The following is an 18364-nucleotide window of genomic DNA, read 5'->3' on the forward strand; positions in this document are numbered from 1 at the left end:
GTTCATTTTTAGTCCCATTGGTTGGTTGAAGTCTTCGAAAGCGATTTGTGAATACGGTTGTGATTTATACATGTTTCTGTCCTCATTTCAGTAAAAGTGCAAGGTTTTGTTTAACATCCTATAAAAACCCTTGCATCTATTATATCAATCATTAGTTGTAAAAGGCAGCAGAATAAGCATAGTTTATTATTCAGTAGACATTAATTAAACCGAAAATTTAACACTCCCAAAACTATGAACTGTTTTGTTCAGTAGTGGGAGTGTATTTTTCTATCTGTCTATTTAAGTTAAAGTAAGGAGGACTGCTTTTTTGTCAATTATGCTTTTGCCCTAACTTCGCCTCATACTTACGAGGAAAGCCATTACTTTACTTATGAATCTCAAAACCATTGCGGTAAGTCAGGTAACTCTTCCTTTCTTGACTTGTGAGTACCGGAATGTTCCCCCCACAAGTGAGATAAAGACCATTTGTATCGGTATTGATCTGAACTCTACACCTGCGCTGACCTAAAATTTGTCCTCATGCCAACAGAAGCTATAAAGGTTTCCAACAAGTAACCGATACATTAGTTTCAATTTTTACTAAGTAACTAATTATTTTGCAGAAGGACGATTTATTTATACAAAATGATCTCTTGTAAAGGATTATAGAATATTATCTAGTGCTTTCGCGTAGAATTAAATCTGTCGATAAGGTTACTTTTTTTGCGACCGTTCTTTCGGTAGTCAACTTGTCTAACCATAGGTCAAAACCGGTTTCGCCCATTAATTCGGTATAGACTTTTACTGTACTTAAAGTGGGGTAGATGTATTTAGCTACGCTTATATCATTGAACCCTATCAGACTAACTCGTTCTGGAACTGAGATGCCTACTTCTTGTAAAGCCCTCAAACAACCGATTGCCATGGAGTCATTCGAAATGAAAAAGGCATCTGGTAAATCGTCTTTTAAGGTTTCAATGGCTTTTTTCATCAGCTCTTGACCGGATGCGACATTAAAAGAACCTGTGAACACATGGCTTTCCTTGTATATTCCAGCTTGTTTCATGTAATTCTCAAAAATCGTCGTTCGTTTATCAATAATCGGTTTAGATCTATCGCCAAAATTTTCTTGTCCAGCGATCAAACCAATATTTTGGTAACCGTTGGTACAAAAGTAATTCATAACAGAATTTACTGCTTGTTCGAAATCGATGACAACCGAATCTAATTTAAGATGGAGTTGATCAAAATCAACAAAGCAAATATTTTCTGTCCATGAAGTGAGTTTATTTACTTGAGAATCGCTAAATTTTCCAATTGCTATGATACCTTCGATAGATGAATCCATTTCAAAATCTGTATTTTGAAAAATACGGACAACTTCATAGTTCATCTCTTCTGCTCTTTTTTCTACACCTAAGCGGATAGACAAGTAATAGAGGTCATCTAGTTCCTCTTTTTCTGTGTACCATTGAACGATGGCTAATTTACCTTGTTTGTTTGCTTTTTTCTTTTGGTATTTCTTGTATTCCAGCGCTTCAGCAACTTCAAACACTCGCTTTTTTGTTTCATCGCCTACTGATAATGTTTCGTCATAATTGAGTACACGAGATACGGTTGCGCTTGAAACGCCTGCTTGTTCGGCAATATCTTTAATTGTTGCCATGTTCTCACCACTTTCTTTTCCATTCCATTTATTTATTATAGCATTGTATCGAAGCGGTAAGTTGTTTCAGCTTGGAAAATGTCATTTGGTTGAAGTATGATATTTCCGAAATTTTCTTGGTTGATCGCATCCGGTAATTTTTGAGTTTCCAACGTTATCCCTGCATAATGTTCAATTAATGTTCCTTCTTTTGTATGTTTTCCATCTAATGAGTCCGTAGCATAAATGACAACGGCATCTTGATCTGTAAACATCTGTACGCGTCTGCCACTAATTGGGTCATATAAAAGAGCTTCCGGTTTTTGGGACAGGTGCTCAAGAACAAATGGATGATCATACCCAGATACTAATTTATTTTGAGGATGTGAACTCTCAAACCCTTTATTTATTTTGTCTGCTGTTGTGAAATCGAACGGTGTTTCATTTACAGGTAATAAGTTTCCGGTCGGAATAGAATCCTCTCTAAGTTCAGCGAACAGATTACTCGTTAAGGTTAATTGATGTTGCTTGATTGTGTGTGTTGGATCGCCAGTCAAATTAAAGTAGACGTGATTAGTCGGATTAAACAAGGTTACTTTATCAGTTGTGGCGTGATAATTGATTTTCCAATCGTTTGATTCCGTCAATGTATACGTTACTTGTATTGTTAAGTTGCCAGGATAACCATTTTCATTGTTGAGACTCTTGTATGAGAAAATCAATTGAGCTTCATTTTCAGTGGAATTAGTTTTTACTGTCCAAATTTTTGTATCCAAACTATTTTCTCCGCCATGCAAATGATTGCCTTTTTCATTTGTTTCGAGTTGGTAGTTTTTTCCTTCCAATGTAAACTTACCTTTATCAATCCTTCCGGCAACTCTTCCAACTGTTGCACCGTAAAAAGGACGATGAGATACGTATTCATCTACCATATCATAGCCGAGTACAATATTCTGTGAAAGTCCATTTTTATCGGGTACTCGAATAGCGGTTACTGCCGCACCATAAGTCATAGCGGATAAGGAGATACCTTGACGATTCGTCAAAGTATATTCCTGAATTATCTGTCCTGACAGTTCTCCAAAATATTTAATTGAAATTTTCAATCCTTTCTCCTCCTTTTGAATGAGTAAAACTATTTATAAATCGTTTGAAAGCAGCTTTTCCTTCAATAGTTTGTTTATATACCCCAGCGTCTTCTAGTACTCTCAGAAAAACAGATCCAACGGCATCTTCAATGATTGTTCCAACCGTTTCTTTTGTAATTTTTTTTGTTCTTTTTAATTCATCTGCCCATTCTTGATGAGCAGTATCTAGTTGATGAGGTTCATCTAGTAAGTACTGTTCAACCTCAGTAAGTTCTTTTTTTAGTCTTGGTGGCAAGATAGCTAAGCCCATTACTTCTATAAGACCAATGTTTTCCTTTTTTATGTGCTGAACATCCTGATGAGGGTGGAAAATCCCGTCAGGGTACTGTTGCGTGGTACGATTATTGCGTAATACTAGGTCTAATTCATACTTACCCTTTTTATACCGAGCAATAGGTGTAATCGTGTTGTGAAGTTCTCCATTTGTTTCAGCAAAAATAGCTGCTGATTCATCTGAATAGAGACGCCACTGATCTAAAATAAGAGTTGCTGCTTCAACTAACTTATTTTGATCAGAACTTCTTAGACGGATGACGGACATTGGCCACTTGACAAGACCGGCTTCTATAGAAGGATAATCTGTTAACGTAAAGGGAAAATCTATAGATGCTTCTGCCATAGCAAAAGTGTGTCGGCCTCCTTGGTAATGGTCATGAGACAGGATTGAACCTCCTACTATTGGCAAATCAGCATTAGATCCAACAAAATAATGCGGAAATTGTTCAACTATACTCAAAAGTTTCGTGAAAGTAGCTTTTTCTAACTTCATAGGTTTATGCTCTTGTGATAAAAAAATACAATGCTCTTCATAATAAGCGTAAGGGGAATACTGTAGACCCCAGTTCTCATTAGTTAAAGGTAAACGGATGATGCGATGGTTACTTCTGGCAGGATGATTTAGATGTCCTTCGTAACCTTCATTTTCCATACATAAAAGACAAGTAGGGTATCCAAAGGAGGCAGGAGCTGTTTTAGCTAAAGCAATCTGCTTAGGATCTTTTTCTGGCTTAGATAAATTGATCGTGATCTCTAAATCACCAAAAACAGTAGATTTGATAAATTTGATATTCTTCTCAATTGCCCTTGTCTTAATGTAATCATTCTCTTGACTAAGATGGTAAAAATAAGTCGTAGCAGCTATAGGACTTTCTTGATAAAGCTCCCAAAATTTTCGATTTATCTCAGAGGGTAGGGGAGTGATAAGATTCATTATCTTTGCTGATAGAATATCTCTTTCAGCTTCATTATTTCCAATTGTTTTTTCTTGAACAGCGTAATCGACTAAAGAGTCCATTGTTTCTAAACGATTTGGTAATGGCATAGAAGCTTTTATTTCTGAATCTAAAGCTTGTTTTCCGATCAAGGCGAGCAATTGATTTTGTTTAAGAAGAACATCTAACGGATGAATTTCTTGATTTTGATAACCTATTTGAATGAAATCGATTACTGACTGATCGATCATATACATTCATCCTTTCTAATTTTGTTTGTCTGTATATCCATGAGGAGAGTTTTTATGCCAATTCCAAGCTGATGCTATGATATCATTTATGTCCATATATTGAGGCTTCCAGCCTAAAATAGTTTTTGCTTTTTCACTTGAAGCAATCAATGTGCTAGGGTCTCCAGCTCGACGCGCAGCTACTTTTGCAGGAATCGCTCTTCCAGTAACTTCACGTGCTGTGTTTAGTATTTCTTTTACCGAAAAACCGGTATTGCTGCCTAAATTAAATATATTACTTTGTTTTTCTGACTTTAAATATTCCAACGCTAGAATATGAGCTTCTACTAAATCGACGACATGAACGTAATCGCGGATACAAGTACCGTCTGGTGTAGCATAATCGTCTCCGAAAATGGTTAATTCATTTCTTTGTCCTAAAGCCGTTTGTAAAATAAGAGGAACTAAATGTGACTCAGGTGAATGATCTTCACCGATGCTGCCATCTAATTTTGCTCCAGCTACATTAAAATACCGTAAAGCAACAAATTTCATATCGTAAGCTTTGTCACACCATTTCAATATCTTTTCCATCATCAACTTCGTTTCTCCATATGGACTTTCAGGATTTGTATCTGCAGTTTCCTTAATTGGGACCTCTTTTGGCTCACCGTAAGTAGCAGCTGAAGAAGAGAAGACAATTGAGTTAACAGCGAATTTCTGCATGGTTTCTAAAGTTACTTGAGTACCATAAACATTATTATTAAAGTATTGTAGAGGTTGCTGCATTGATTCTCCTACTAAAGAATTCGCTGCAAAGTGAATAACTCCTTCAATCGATTCTTTTTCAAAAATAGATTCCATAAAGGATTTGTCACGAATGTCTCCTTGGTAAAATCGGGCTTTCTTATGAATCGCATCTCGATGTCCAGTTTGTAAATTGTCGACTACTGCTACGTCATACTGTTGTTCAATTAATTGATCAACGGCATGAGAACCGATATAGCCAGCTCCTCCTAATACTAAGACTGTCATACTGATTCCTCCTCAAGTAATTTAGGACCATCACTAATTTGAGCGATATAAAACTCGCCAGGGTAGCCAATTTGATCTAGATATTGTTTTCCAACTTGGTCAATAAAATCATCTATCTTATCATTTTCAACGATTGCGATGGCACATCCGCCAAATCCTGCACCCGTCATTCGTGCACCTAAAACCCCAGGTTGATCCCAGGCAGCTTGGACTATTGCGTCCAATTCTGGTCCAGTCACTTCATAATCATCTCTCAAAGAAATATGTGATTCGTTCATTAATTGCCCAAACTCTTTCAGATTTCCAGCCTTTAAAGCTACGGCTGCCTTAAGTGTCCTTTGGTTCTCAGTTACGGCATGTCGTGCTCTTTTTAGAATGGTTTCATTTGAAAGAATAGATTGATGATCAACAAATGTTTCTTCATCCAACGCTCCTAATGAAGAAACAGTAAGAACTTTTTGCAATTCTGCTAGTGCTTGATCGCATTCACTGCGTCGTTCATTGTATTTTGAATCAGCTAATTCACGCCTTTTTTTAGTGTTCATGATAACAATTGAATGATTTTCTAATACTACTGGAATCAATTCATAGTCTAAAGTGTTGCAGTTTAGTAGAATAGCTGTGTCTTTCTCACCTTTACCTACTGCAAATTGATCCATAAGACCTGAATTGACCCCAATAAACTCATTTTCCACTCGTTGCCCAGTTTTAATCAACTCTAATCGATCAATATCTAAATCAAATAGCGTTTGTACTATAAATCCTGTCAGTAATTCAATCGAAGCAGAAGAGGAAAGACCAGCTCCGTTTGGAATATTGCCGTAATAAAGGATGTCCAATCCTTGATTGATCGCATAACCTGACTCTTTTAAGAATTTAATCATTCCTTTAGGATAATTTGTCCATTTATCTGCTGGATTGTATTCTAAGTTTCCTAAATCAATCGTGATCACACCTAATTCAGCAAAGTTTTCAGAATAAAAGTTGATGATCTGATCTTCTCTTTTTGCTGCTAAACCGTATGTCCCTAAAGTAATTGCGCAAGGGAAAACATTCCCACCATTGTAATCAGTGTGCTCTCCTATTAAATTGATTCTCCCTGGAGAGAAAAACGCTTTCATATCCGTTCGTTTGAAAAGCTCGGTAAATTTTTTTTTTATCCCAATTAATTTCATTATTAATATCCTCCCTATTAGTCAATCTCGGTTGTATTTTATAATTGTTAATAAAACAAATCAAGTAAAATTTAGTAAAAGAATTTGAATGTTGGTATTTTAAATGTTTTTTTTGAATTATTAATTAGAATATGTGATTGAAATAAGCACGACACTATCAATTTTTGAGGTGTTTCAGGTTGAATAATAGTTTAAAAAAATGACAGCGCTTTATTTAATGGTTGACTATTAAATAAAATAATATTAAACTAACATTAGTAATTGTTTTACTAAAATATAAAATATTTCGTTTAGCAAAAAATAAATTTAATTAAGAATGGAGGATACTATGAATTACGCGCAAGATTATCAAAATCAAGAAATACTTCACAGAAATAGATCGTTATCGCACTCCTATTTTATGACTTATAAAAATGAGGTTGAAGCACTAACATATGAAAGGAAAATGGCACAGGGTTTTCAATTATTAAATGGAAATTGGAAATTTTTGTATGCTAGTTCTCCTGATGAATTTACTGAAGAATTTTATAAAGAAGATTATGATGCTTCAAATTGGAAGGAATTATCTGTACCTTCACATTGGGAGTTAAATGGTTATGGTAATCCACATTACACTAATGTTCAATATCCTTTTCCTGTGGAACCTCCGTACATTCCAACTGAAAACCCTACAGGACATTACCGTAGAGATTTTTATTTAGCACCTTCACAAGTAGTTGATAAGACGCACTTACGTTTTGAAGGAGTAGATAGTTCGTTTCATATTTGGATTAATGGATTTTTTGTAGGCTATAGTACTGGCAGTAGAGAAGCCTCAGAATTTGATATTACTCAATATATCAAAGAAGGTAAAAACTCAATATCAGTAAAAGTGTATAAATGGTCTGCAACAAGTTACTTAGAAGACCAAGATATGTGGTGGTTAAGTGGTATTTTTAGAGACGTATATATCTATACAAAACCAGATATTCATGTTCAAGATTTATTTGTAAAAACTATATTAGATAGTGAATATACAGATGCGATGTTAGACATCGAAATAAAAATAGAAGGTAAATATATTAATGTACCCGATTACAAAATAGAATATAAACTATTAGATGAAAATTTTAATGAAATAATACGAGATTCTGTAGCTATTAAAGATAATAATATAAAAATAACCAATAAAGTAATAAATCCGGAAAAATGGTCTGCAGAATCACCTTACCTTTATCATTTACTTATTACTTTAAAAGAGAAAGATCAAGTTATTGAAGTAATCCCACAAAAAATTGGTTTTAGAAGCGTTGAATTAAAAAGTGGATTAATCTTAATAAATGGAAAAGATATAATGTTCAAAGGCGTGAACAGACATGAAACTCATCCTGACTATGGTAGAGCTATTTCGTTAGATTGGATGGAAGAAGATATAAAATTAATGAAAAAAAACAATATCAATGCAGTGAGAACGTCACATTATCCTGATGATCCAAGATTCTACTCACTTTGTGATGAATATGGACTTTATGTAATTGATGAAGCAGATATTGAAACACATGGGTTCGATTTGATTCAAGAATGGAGCAGACTGAGTGACGATTCTGATTGGGAAGATGCTTATGTTGATAGAATGGTTAGAATGGTGGAAAGGGACAAAAACCATCCTTCAGTTATCATATGGTCTTTAGGTAATGAATCAGGTTTTGGGAAAAATCATTTTGCTATGTCAAATTGGGCTAAACAAAGAGACGATACACGGCTTATTCATTATGAGGGTGAAACAAGAGATATTTTAGAACGAACAAACAATGATCCAAATGAAGAAAATAAAGCTGCGGACATGTTTTCAACAATGTACAGTTCAGTTGAATTAATGGAAGATCTAGGGAAAAGGGATGACTTAAAACAGCCTCATATTTTATGTGAATTTGGTCATGCAATGGGAAATGGACCTGGAGGATTTAAAGACTATTTTGATGTCTTTTACAAATACAAGCGTCTTCAGGGCGGCTTTGTTTGGGAATGGATGGACCATGGAATTCGCACATACACTGATGAAGGTGAGGAATATTTTGGATACGGAGGAGACTTTGGTGATACACCGCATGATTCTAATTTTGTAATTGACGGAATGGTCATGCCTGATAGAACCCCCTCGCCGGCGTTAATAGAATACAAAAAAGTCATTGAGCCAATTGTGGTTACTGAATTCAAGGCTAAAGAAAAAATCGTTAAAATTGAAAATCGATATGACTTTATCGATTTAGAACATATATCTGCAATATGGGAATTGAATATAGATGATCGTATTATTGAAAGCGGTTCTTTAGATGTAGCTCATATACAGGCAAGTAAAACTGAGGTTCTTCCGATTCCTATAACTTTAGAAAATAAAGAGATTAATTATTCTGAAGCTATATTAAACATAAAATTTTTACAAAAATACGATACCAAGTGGGCTTCAGCTGGACATGAAATTGCTTGGGAACAATTTGTAATGCCTGCTAAAGAAACAAGTCCGTTTAAAATAAATAATAATGATTGTATAGAGTTAGATATAGTTGAGAAAAACAACAAATTAGAAGTCCATGGAAATAATTTTGATATTACTTTCAATACGCTTTCTGGGGATATCAATTCTTGGAAAGTGAATGGAATAAATATATTAGAAAGAAGTCCCGAATTAAATTTTTGGCGAGCTTTAACAGATAATGACAAGTTAGGTATTGCAGAATTCGAAGCAGAATCAGTAGCGGTTGATTGGCGAACAAATGGACTGGACCAAATGCAAAGAAGAATCAAATCTTTTATGTATGAAGAAAGAGAACATGAAATCCATATCAAAGTAGAGTCAAAATACGCCCCACCTGTTTTGACATGGGGATTTGAGACGTCAGTTGAATATATCATACTTTCTACTGGAATAGTCAGTGTCAATATAAAAGGAAAAAAAGTTGGGAAAGGAGCTAGAAATTTACCTAAAATAGGATTACAAATGCAGATAGATAAGTCTCTCTACAACATTACTTGGTATGGGAGAGGTCCAGGAGAATCATATTCAGATACTAAATTAGCTAATCGATTTGGTGTTTGGACTACTACTGTTGATAAACTATTTACAAACTATGTAGTCCCACAAGAAAATGGAAATAGAACTGATGTCAAATGGATGTCAATAAACAAAGATGATGGACTAGGACTCTTTGTAAAAGGAGCAGATTTTAATTTTAGTGCTCGTGAATATACGACTGATAACTTAGACAGTGCTAATCATACTTACGAATTAGAAAAATCAGATTTTATTGAATTGAATTTAGATTATGAACTAAATGGGATTGGTTCCGCAAGTTGTGGTCCTGGAGTACTAGAAAAATATGAATTGAAAAATGAAGATTTTGAATTTTCGTTTAAAATGTTAGGCTATTCAAAAAATGAATGGAGCCCTCACATAATAAATAAATATATTTAATTATTATAACAGGTAATGTAATATCAAAAAATAGGAGGTTTTTATAGTGAAAAATGTTAAACCGTGGTTAGCTTTAGCAGCTTCAGTATTGTTAGTTGGTTGTTCTAGTGGAGAATCAGAAGGTTCTGAAAACTCAAATGAGGGCAGCACAAGTGATACAGGTGAAATTACAGCGTGGACTTGGGATCCCGCTTTTAACATAAAAGCATTGGAAATAGCTAATGAACATTATATAGAAAGTAATCCAAATTTTAACCTCAATATTATTGAAAATGCACAAAATGATATCATTCAAAAGTTAAATACCAGTTTGAGTTCAGGAACAACAAAAGGTATGCCAAACATTGTATTAATTGAAGACTATCGTGCTCAAAGTTTCTTAGAAGCTTATCCCGAGTCTTTTTATCCAGTAACAGATTTACTGAATACAGATGATTTTGCAGACTATAAAGTTTCTGCTGGGACTGTTGGAGAAGAAGTATATTCTGTACCTTTTGATTCAGGAGTGACTGGTTTATATGTACGTACAGATATTTTAGAAGAAGCTGGCTATACGGTTGATGATTTTACAGATATTACATGGGATCAATACATTGAAATGGGTAAAAAAGTAGAAGAGGAAACTGGTACTAAAATGTTAACTAATGATCACAATGATTTAGGGATCATCAGAACCATGATTCAATCAAGCAGTACATGGTATACGGAAGAAGACGGAAGTACACCATTTATAGCAGGAAATGAACCTTTAAAAGTTGCATTTGAAAATTACAAAGAAATGTTTGATGGTGGTATGATGAATGTTCATAATGACTGGAGTCAGTTTTTAGAACAATTCAATGGTGGGAATATTGCAACCGTCCCAACAGGTAACTGGATTACACCTTCAATTAAAGCAGCTGTAGACCAATCAGGGAATTGGAAAGTAGTGCCGTATCCTAGACAAGACATTGATAGTTCAGTAAATGCATCTAACTTAGGTGGTTCATCTTGGTATGTATTAAATATTGATGGAAAAGAAGATGCTGCTCAATTTTTAGTTGATACTTTTGGCTCTGACGTTGACTTATATCAAGATTTAGTATCAGAAATTGGTGCTATTGGAACGTATGAACCTGCAACATCAGGAGAATCTTACCAAGTAGAAGATGAATTCTTTGGAAACCAAAAGGTATATGCAGATTTTTCTGAATGGGTAGGAGAAATCCCTGAAGTTAATTTTGGACAAAACACTTATGCTATTGAAGATATTTTGGTTGTAGCTATGCAAGAATATTTAAATGGTGGAGATTTAGATCAAATTTTAGATAATGCTCAAGCTCAAGCAGAATCACAAATTCAATAGCAAATAGGAGCGAATATCCTAGAAATTTATTTCTTTGATTAAGATCTTAATCATTTGAGGAAGTTTCTAGGATTTTTCTTTTGAGAGGAGAAAATATAATGGCGAGTGAATTATCATCATTAGAAAAAAAGAAAAAAGTAAAAAGAAGTAAACTAAAAATTAAAAGAGATATAACTGGTTGGGCATTTGTCATCGTATCAGTAGGATCAATAGGACTATTCTATTTTTACCCAATGATTCAATCGTTTTTACTATCTTTCCAATCCGGTACAGGTGCAAATTTAGAGTTTGTTGGTTTAGCCAATTATAAACGACTATTACAAGATCCGACTTTCCTGACAGCTACAAAAAACACTCTTTTATTTTTAGTATTTCAAGTACCTGTAATGGTTCTGTTAGCCATTTTCTTTTCAACACTGTTAAATAATAAAACATTAAAGTGGAAAGGAATATTTAGAACAATAGTATTTCTTCCATCAGTAACGTCACTGGTAGCTTATTCCATTGTTTTCAAATATCTATTCAGCAATAATGGAATTGTAAATAAAATCTTGATGAATTTATCACTTATTGATAACCCTGTCCTTTGGTTATCTGACCCATTTTGGGCAAAAGTTCTTATCATTGTGGCAATAACATGGCGTTGGACTGGATATAATATGATTTTCTTTTTATCAGCTATCCAAAATATTAGCCCAGAAATTTATGAAGCGGCTAGGATTGATGGTGCTTCAAATAGAGAACAATTTTTCAAAATTACTGTACCTTTATTAAAACCAGTTATTTTATTTACTTCAGTAACCTCAACTATTGGTACATTACAATTATTTGATGAACCTATGAATATTACAAGAGGAGGTCCAGGAAATGCTACGACGACCATATCACAATATATCTACAATCTTTCCTTTGAATATACTCCTGATTTTGGATACGCAGCAGCAGTTTCTTATGCGATTGTAATCTTAGTGATTATATTCTCGATTATTCAATTTAAAGTAGGAGGTAATGACCGTGACTAAACTAAGTAAAATTGGCATATATGTGTTTTTAATTATTGTCAGTATCATTTTCGCCTTTCCTTTTTATTTTCTTATAATCAGTGCTACTAATACTTCTATAGATGTAACGAGTGGAAGTTTAGTTCCTGGTACTAATTTAATTGAAAATTTTAAAAACTTAATTAGCACAGTTAACTTAGGATCAGCATTAAAAAACTCAACAATCATATCGATTGCTCAAACATTTATATCTATTCTTATTGCCTCGTTGGCAGGGTATGGATTTGAGATTCACAAAAGTAAAGGAAAGGAAATTGTGTTTAAAATATTATTATTATCAATGATGATTCCTTTCGCAGCAATAATGATCCCTCTCTTTCAAATGTTTGGTACTATTTCTCAGTACTTACCATCTATTGGGATAGATACATTGGCTTCAGCGTACTTGCCTTATCTAACAACAGCCTTTTTGATTTTCTTTTTCCGACAAAACACAAAGATGTTTCCAAAAGAGTTACTTGAAGCGGGTAGAATAGATGGATTATCTGAATTGGGATGTTTCTTTAGAATATATGTACCAACTATGAAGACTACTTTTGCTGCAGCTGGAATAATAACTTTCATGAATAGTTGGAATAATTATTTGTGGCCTTTAGTAGTATTACAATCTCCTGAAAATCAAACTATTCCATTATTAATTTCCAATTTAGGATCAAGTTATTCACCAGACTATGGTGTTATCATGCTTGCAATTATCATAGCCACAATACCTACAGCGGCTATTTTCTTCTTTTTACAAAAGCATTTTGTTGCAGGTATGCTTGGTTCAGTTAAATAGATTTTAATAAATAGAAAAAAATATATAATACCAATTTTTCATTTAATTATTTAATCGTATAGAGGTGAAATATGACAATTACATTTAATCAGGAGCGTCGAATGTTCCATATTCAAAATAAATTTTATAGTTATGTTATGACAATAGAAGAAAATGATGTTTTATCAACTAATTACTATGGAGCTAGAATTCGAAATCTTTCTTATATTAGAGATTATCCTCGGATTGACCGTTCTTTTTCTCCTAATATGCATGGTTCTGAAGATCGTCTTTATTCCCTAGATACTCTTCCACAGGAATATTCAAGTTTTGGAAGTGGAGATTTTAGAGAACCAGCATTTGTGTTCAGATTAAAAAATGGTTCATTTATTAGTGATTTCCGTTATAAATCTCATACTATTACCTATGGGAAAAAGCAAATAGAAGGTCTACCACAAACTAATGGCAACAAAGAAGAATGTGAAACATTAGAAATTGTGATAGAAGATGCGTTAGCTCAGTTAGAAATTGTATTAAGTTATACAACATTTGAAAAATATGCTGTTCTTGTAAAATCTGCTAAAGTTATTAATCATAGTTTAGATAAAATAAAAATAGAGAAAATGATGAGTATGAGCTTAGATTTGCCTAATTCTAAGTATGAATTAATACATTTGAATGGATCTTGGGCTAGAGAAACTCAAATAACTAGAGAAACCATTCATATAGGCACAAAAGTACTCGATAGTAAGAGAGGAGCAAGTAGCCACCAACAAAATCCTTTTTTTGCAATTGTAGATTCCGATACTAATGAAAATCATGGGGAGATTTATGGATTTAGCTTAGTTTACAGTGGAAACTTCTCTGCTCAAATACAAGCAGACTCTTATAATCAACTTCGTCTTAACTTTGGAATTAATCCTTTCCAATTTACATGGAATTTAGCTGCAGAAGATTCTTTTCAGACACCAGAAGTAGTAATGGTGTATTCTGAAGATGGTTTAACTGGGATGTCACAGCAATATCATTCTTTTTATCGCAATCATTTGTTGAGAGGTAAACACCAAAATTTAGAACGGCCTGTATTAATTAATAATTGGGAAGCAACCTACTTTGATTATGACGAGAATTCATTGGTGCAAATTGTGGATGAAGCGAGCACACTAGGTATTGAATTGTTTGTTTTAGATGATGGATGGTTTGGGACTAGAAATTCAGATACAGAGTCTTTAGGAGATTGGATTGTTAACAAAAAAAAATTCCCAAATGGAATACGTGCCTTTTCAGAAAAAGTAAAATCTAAAAATATGCAATTTGGTATTTGGGTGGAGCCAGAAATGATTTCAAAAAAAAGTGATCTATACCGGCAACATCCTGACTGGTGTTTACAAGTAGAAGGACGAGGAAAGTCATTAGGAAGAGGACAATATGTTCTGGATTTTAGTCGTAGCGAGGTTCGGGATCATATTGAAGAAGTATTAACTGATGTGTTTAATGAGGCGCAAGTAAATTATGTGAAATGGGATATGAATAGACATATAACAGAAGCTTTTTCTATACAATATACAAACGAACAACAAGGAGAAGTTTATCATAGATATATATTAGGATTGTATGACTTATTAGATAGACTTGTCACAAAATTTCCTGATGTTCTATTTGAAGGGTGTTCAGGAGGAGGAGGAAGATTTGATCCTGGTATGCTCTATTATATGCCACAGACATGGACCAGCGATAATACAGACCCTGTTTCCAGACTTAGCATTCAATATGGAACAAGTTTAGTTTATCCAATCGTTACAATGGGAGCACATGTATCTTCCTCTCCAAATCACCAAGTCGGAAGAGAGACTTCTTTAGAAATGAGGGGGACTACTGCTATGGCTGGAAATTTAGGTTATGAACTGAATATACTGAATATTCAAGAAGATGAAAAAAAACTGATTGCTGAACAAGTGGATTTTTATAAAAAACATCGTACCCTTATTCAATTTGGAGACTTTTATCGAATTTTAAGTCCTTTTGAGGGAAATGATTGTTCTTGGATGTTTGTTTCTAGAGATAAAAGTGAGGCTCTTATATTTTACTATAAAATTTTGAATCAAGCGTCTGAACCATTAAAAATATTGAAATTATGTGGTTTGGATTCTGAGGAGAACTATTATTTTGAAGGTGAGGAACTTTCAATTGGTGGAGATGAATTAATGAAAAGTGGTATGTATTTACCAACGAACCTTTATGGAGACTATACAAGTTACGTTCGTTATCTTTCTATTGAAAAAAATAACATAAATGATTGGCAGAAGAATAAAGAATAAAAAAACTAGGAGGTGAGCTTATTGAACCCCTACCCGAAAACTAGATACTCAAAAAAAGAGTGTTTTAGTTTTCGGGTAGGGGTTCAATATAATGATGAGACTACTATCATTTGGAAAAGAGGTGTACTATTGAAAATTGGTTTGTTGATTACTCATGAGATTTATCAAGAACTAGAGAACCGTGGTCATTATCTAGGGATATCTAAGACCTCTACTGTTACATTTAGTCCTCTATGCAACACAATTTAAAGAGGTATCGAAAGAAGAACTAGAAAATGAACTAGACAAGATTGAGGTAAGTCATCAGCAATTGCAAGTCGAGATGAGTGACTTTATCCTTTTGAAGTATGACAATAGAAAAATGTATCTTTTAACAGTCAGAAAATATTCATCCGCTTATTTAAGTTATGTTGTCAATCATACTAACTGGAAAATTGAAGAAAAAGCGGTTTTCAAAGTAGTCTCAACCACTTCTTTGTCACAAGTGGCAGTAAATCAATTAGCGTCTTTTAGAGAAAAAACGAGAATTCCGAATACCGCTCTTTTAAATTATGCTTTTACCTTAGACTATAGTGCACCTTCTACTGAATGGGCTAGTAAGGGGAATTAATCGTGTTCAACAAGGGATACAACTGACTAAATCAAGTTCCGATAGGATTAAAGAACTATCAGAAGAAACAGGTTATCCTAGAAATAGCGTGCTTGAACAGCAATTAATAAAATTATTAGAGGATATAGCTAATTAAATGAGCAGAAGATTAGAAAAAACAACGTATGAAAGTTATTATATCCTGAATAATCCATAATATTTCTAGATCGTACTGAAAAGCTTATTATGGCGCATTTTTTTGTTTTATTAACCTGCACCCTTTGGGTGTAGGAAAGTACATGAAATAATGGCTTTACTAAAGTAAAGCTTGTAAAAAGAAAGAATGAATAGTAAGATTTAGAAAACGGTTACAGGAGTGGAGATATGTCAAAAGTATTTGAAATAAAAGATGAATTTTATTTAGATGGAAAAGAAGTGAAAATAGTTTCAGGAGCGCTTCATTATTTTCGAGTTGTTCCAGAATACTGGGAAGATAGGTTGGAAAAGTTAAAAGCGATGGGCTGTAATACTGTGGAAACATACGTACCATGGAATCTACATGAACCTCACGAAGAAGCGTTCAAATTCGAAGGGTTGTTAAATATTAAACGCTTTATTGAAATTGCTCAAGAAGTAGGATTATGGGTAATTGTACGTCCTTCGCCATATATCTGTGCTGAGTGGGAATATGGCGGCTTACCAGGGTGGCTGTTGAAATATGACGATATGAAAATTCGTTGTAATTATCAGCCTTTTTTAGACAAAGTAGATCGTTATTTCGATCGACTATTTAAAGAAATAATTCCGCTACAAATAAATGAAGGCGGACCAATTATCATGATGCAAGTTGAAAATGAATATGGTGGATATGGTAACGATAAAGTCTATCTAGAAAAGCTGGCACATATGATGCGTAAACATGGAGCCACCGTTCCTTTTGTCACAAGCGATGGTCCATGGGGAGATATGTTAGAAAATGGTTCAATCCCAGAATATGCGCATCCAACTGTAAACTGCGGCTCAGATTTGAAAAACCAATTGCAGACATTACAGAAATTTAATAAGAGAAAAGGCCCATTAATGGTGATGGAATATTGGATTGGATGGTTTGATGCATGGGGAGATCCAGAACATCATACACGTGATACTCAAAGTGCTGCAAAAGAGTTAGATGATGCATTATCTATCGGTCATATTAATTTTTACATGTTTCATGGAGGAACAAATTTTGGCTTTACTAACGGTGCAAATTACTATGATCGTTTGACTCCTGATACCACTTCATATGATTATGATGCTCCATTGTCGGAGTGGGGAGATGTTACTGAAAAATACAAAGCTTTTCAGGCCGTTATAAAAAAACATTTACCTGCAGCTGAGACATCCATACCTAAAAATGCTAAAAAGATACATTATGGAAAATTGACTGTTCAACAAAAAACTTCTTTATTTAGTACATTGGAAAGCTTAGCTGAACCGGTAAGAACGGATTACACCATTCCTATGGAAAAATTAGATCAAAACTTCGGATATATACTCTATCGAAGCAATATCGGGAAAAAGAGAAATATTGAAGACTTCCGATTAGTCGGCGCTAATGATCGCGCACAAGTTTATGTAAACCAGGAGCATTTATTCACGCAATATGATTTAGAATTAGGGAATAAAGAATCTTTTGAATTGAATAATGATGAAAATACATTGGATATATTAGTAGAAAATCTAGGCCGTGTAAATTATTCTATAAAAATGGGCTATCAACAAAAAGGAATCAAAGATGGTGTCATTGTTAATGGTGCTTTTCAAAGTGTATGGGATGAATATACATTACCATTGGATAATATTGATACTATCGATTTTGACACTCAGTACAAAGCAAATACCCCTAGCTTTTATCAATTTAAAGTTGAGGTAGCTGAAATGGGAGATACTTTTATTGATATGACTGGTTGGGGTAAGGGAGTAGTGTTTGTCAATGGGTTTAATTTAGGTCGGTTTTGGGAAATTGGTCCTCAAACTAAGTTGTATCTTCCTGCTCCTCTATTGAAAGCTGGATCAAATGAAATTATTGTTTTTGAAACAGAAGGTAAAGCGCAAGAACATATTGTCCTAACTAATGAACCGCCTTTTATAGCTTAGAGGTTTAATTACAAACATTAAAAAGATACTAGATGTAAAGGGGGCATATTCCTATTTTAAAACTTGATTCTACGAGTGGAGATACTAACTTTAACTTTGAGGAGTTACTACATTCCACACTATACATGATAGATGCAGGAGAATAGAAGAGGTGTCAAGCGAAAGTTAAAATGTCCTAAAACCAAGGCTCACATTAATGCAAGCTTTTACTTCGCAAAAGCTTGCATTAATGTGACCGAATTTGTTAAAATTAGTCTTAAGCTGTTTGTTCAGCTTCG

12 protein-coding genes are annotated in these 18364 nt (G+C 34.0%); 7 read left to right on the top strand and 5 right to left on the bottom strand.

Annotated features, from left to right (window positions below):
• Nucleotides 1-655 precede the first annotated feature (655 nt).
• Genes ACEN36_RS12100 through ACEN36_RS12120 form a run of 5 tightly spaced genes read right to left on the bottom strand, consistent with a single transcriptional unit; the run spans nucleotide 656 to nucleotide 6426 of the window.
• Nucleotides 656-1648: a LacI family DNA-binding transcriptional regulator gene (locus ACEN36_RS12100; RefSeq protein ID WP_407126761.1), complete on the bottom strand. Its 993-nt coding sequence runs from the start codon at nucleotides 1646-1648 to the stop codon at nucleotides 656-658.
• Nucleotides 1649-1683: 35 nt separating this feature from the next.
• Nucleotides 1684-2733 (bottom strand): aldose epimerase family protein, encoded by a 1050-nt coding sequence (locus ACEN36_RS12105; protein ID WP_407103246.1) that lies wholly within the window; start codon nucleotides 2731-2733, stop codon nucleotides 1684-1686.
• Nucleotides 2717-4237, bottom strand: coding sequence for a UDP-glucose--hexose-1-phosphate uridylyltransferase (galT, locus tag ACEN36_RS12110; RefSeq protein WP_407126764.1), 1521 nt, complete (start codon nucleotides 4235-4237; stop codon nucleotides 2717-2719). Before galT ends, ACEN36_RS12105 begins: the two co-directional genes overlap by 17 nt.
• 15 nt (nucleotides 4238-4252) lie before the next feature.
• Nucleotides 4253-5251: a UDP-glucose 4-epimerase GalE gene (gene galE, locus ACEN36_RS12115; RefSeq protein ID WP_407103248.1), complete on the bottom strand. Its 999-nt coding sequence runs from the start codon at nucleotides 5249-5251 to the stop codon at nucleotides 4253-4255.
• Nucleotides 5248-6426 (bottom strand): galactokinase, encoded by a 1179-nt coding sequence (locus ACEN36_RS12120; protein ID WP_407103249.1) that lies wholly within the window; start codon nucleotides 6424-6426, stop codon nucleotides 5248-5250. The genes galE and ACEN36_RS12120 overlap by 4 nt, the downstream gene beginning before the upstream one ends.
• A gap of 328 nt (nucleotides 6427-6754) precedes the next feature.
• Between ACEN36_RS12120 and ACEN36_RS12125 the strand changes: the two genes are divergently transcribed.
• The 7 genes from ACEN36_RS12125 (at nucleotide 6755) to ACEN36_RS12155 (ending at nucleotide 18086) form a co-directional block, all read left to right on the top strand.
• Nucleotides 6755-9877 (top strand): glycoside hydrolase family 2 TIM barrel-domain containing protein, encoded by a 3123-nt coding sequence (locus ACEN36_RS12125; protein ID WP_407103250.1) that lies wholly within the window; start codon nucleotides 6755-6757, stop codon nucleotides 9875-9877.
• Nucleotides 9878-9923: 46 nt separating this feature from the next.
• Nucleotides 9924-11222: an ABC transporter substrate-binding protein gene (locus ACEN36_RS12130; RefSeq protein ID WP_407103251.1), complete on the top strand. Its 1299-nt coding sequence runs from the start codon at nucleotides 9924-9926 to the stop codon at nucleotides 11220-11222.
• Nucleotides 11223-11320: 98 nt separating this feature from the next.
• Nucleotides 11321-12244 (top strand): carbohydrate ABC transporter permease, encoded by a 924-nt coding sequence (locus ACEN36_RS12135; RefSeq protein ID WP_407103252.1) that lies wholly within the window; start codon nucleotides 11321-11323, stop codon nucleotides 12242-12244.
• On the top strand, nucleotides 12231-13061 hold the full coding sequence (locus ACEN36_RS12140) for a carbohydrate ABC transporter permease (protein WP_407103253.1): 831 nt from the start codon (nucleotides 12231-12233) through the stop codon (nucleotides 13059-13061). Before ACEN36_RS12135 ends, ACEN36_RS12140 begins: the two co-directional genes overlap by 14 nt.
• Before the next feature lie 71 nt (nucleotides 13062-13132).
• A complete protein-coding gene (locus ACEN36_RS12145; protein ID WP_407103255.1) occupies nucleotides 13133-15358 on the top strand; it encodes an alpha-galactosidase in 2226 nt (741 codons plus the stop codon).
• A 361-nt stretch (nucleotides 15359-15719) separates the two neighbouring features.
• Nucleotides 15720-15968 carry a hypothetical protein gene (locus ACEN36_RS12150; RefSeq protein WP_407103256.1) on the top strand — a complete coding sequence of 83 codons (249 nt, stop codon included), beginning with the start codon at nucleotides 15720-15722 and terminating at the stop codon, nucleotides 15966-15968.
• 363 nt (nucleotides 15969-16331) lie between these two features.
• Nucleotides 16332-18086 (top strand): glycoside hydrolase family 35 protein, encoded by a 1755-nt coding sequence (locus tag ACEN36_RS12155; RefSeq protein WP_407103257.1) that lies wholly within the window; start codon nucleotides 16332-16334, stop codon nucleotides 18084-18086.
• Nucleotides 18087-18364: the final 278 nt, after the last annotated feature.

It is taken from the genome of Desemzia sp. FAM 23989, assembly GCF_045528345.1.
Lineage (GTDB): Bacteria > Bacillota > Bacilli > Lactobacillales > Carnobacteriaceae > Desemzia.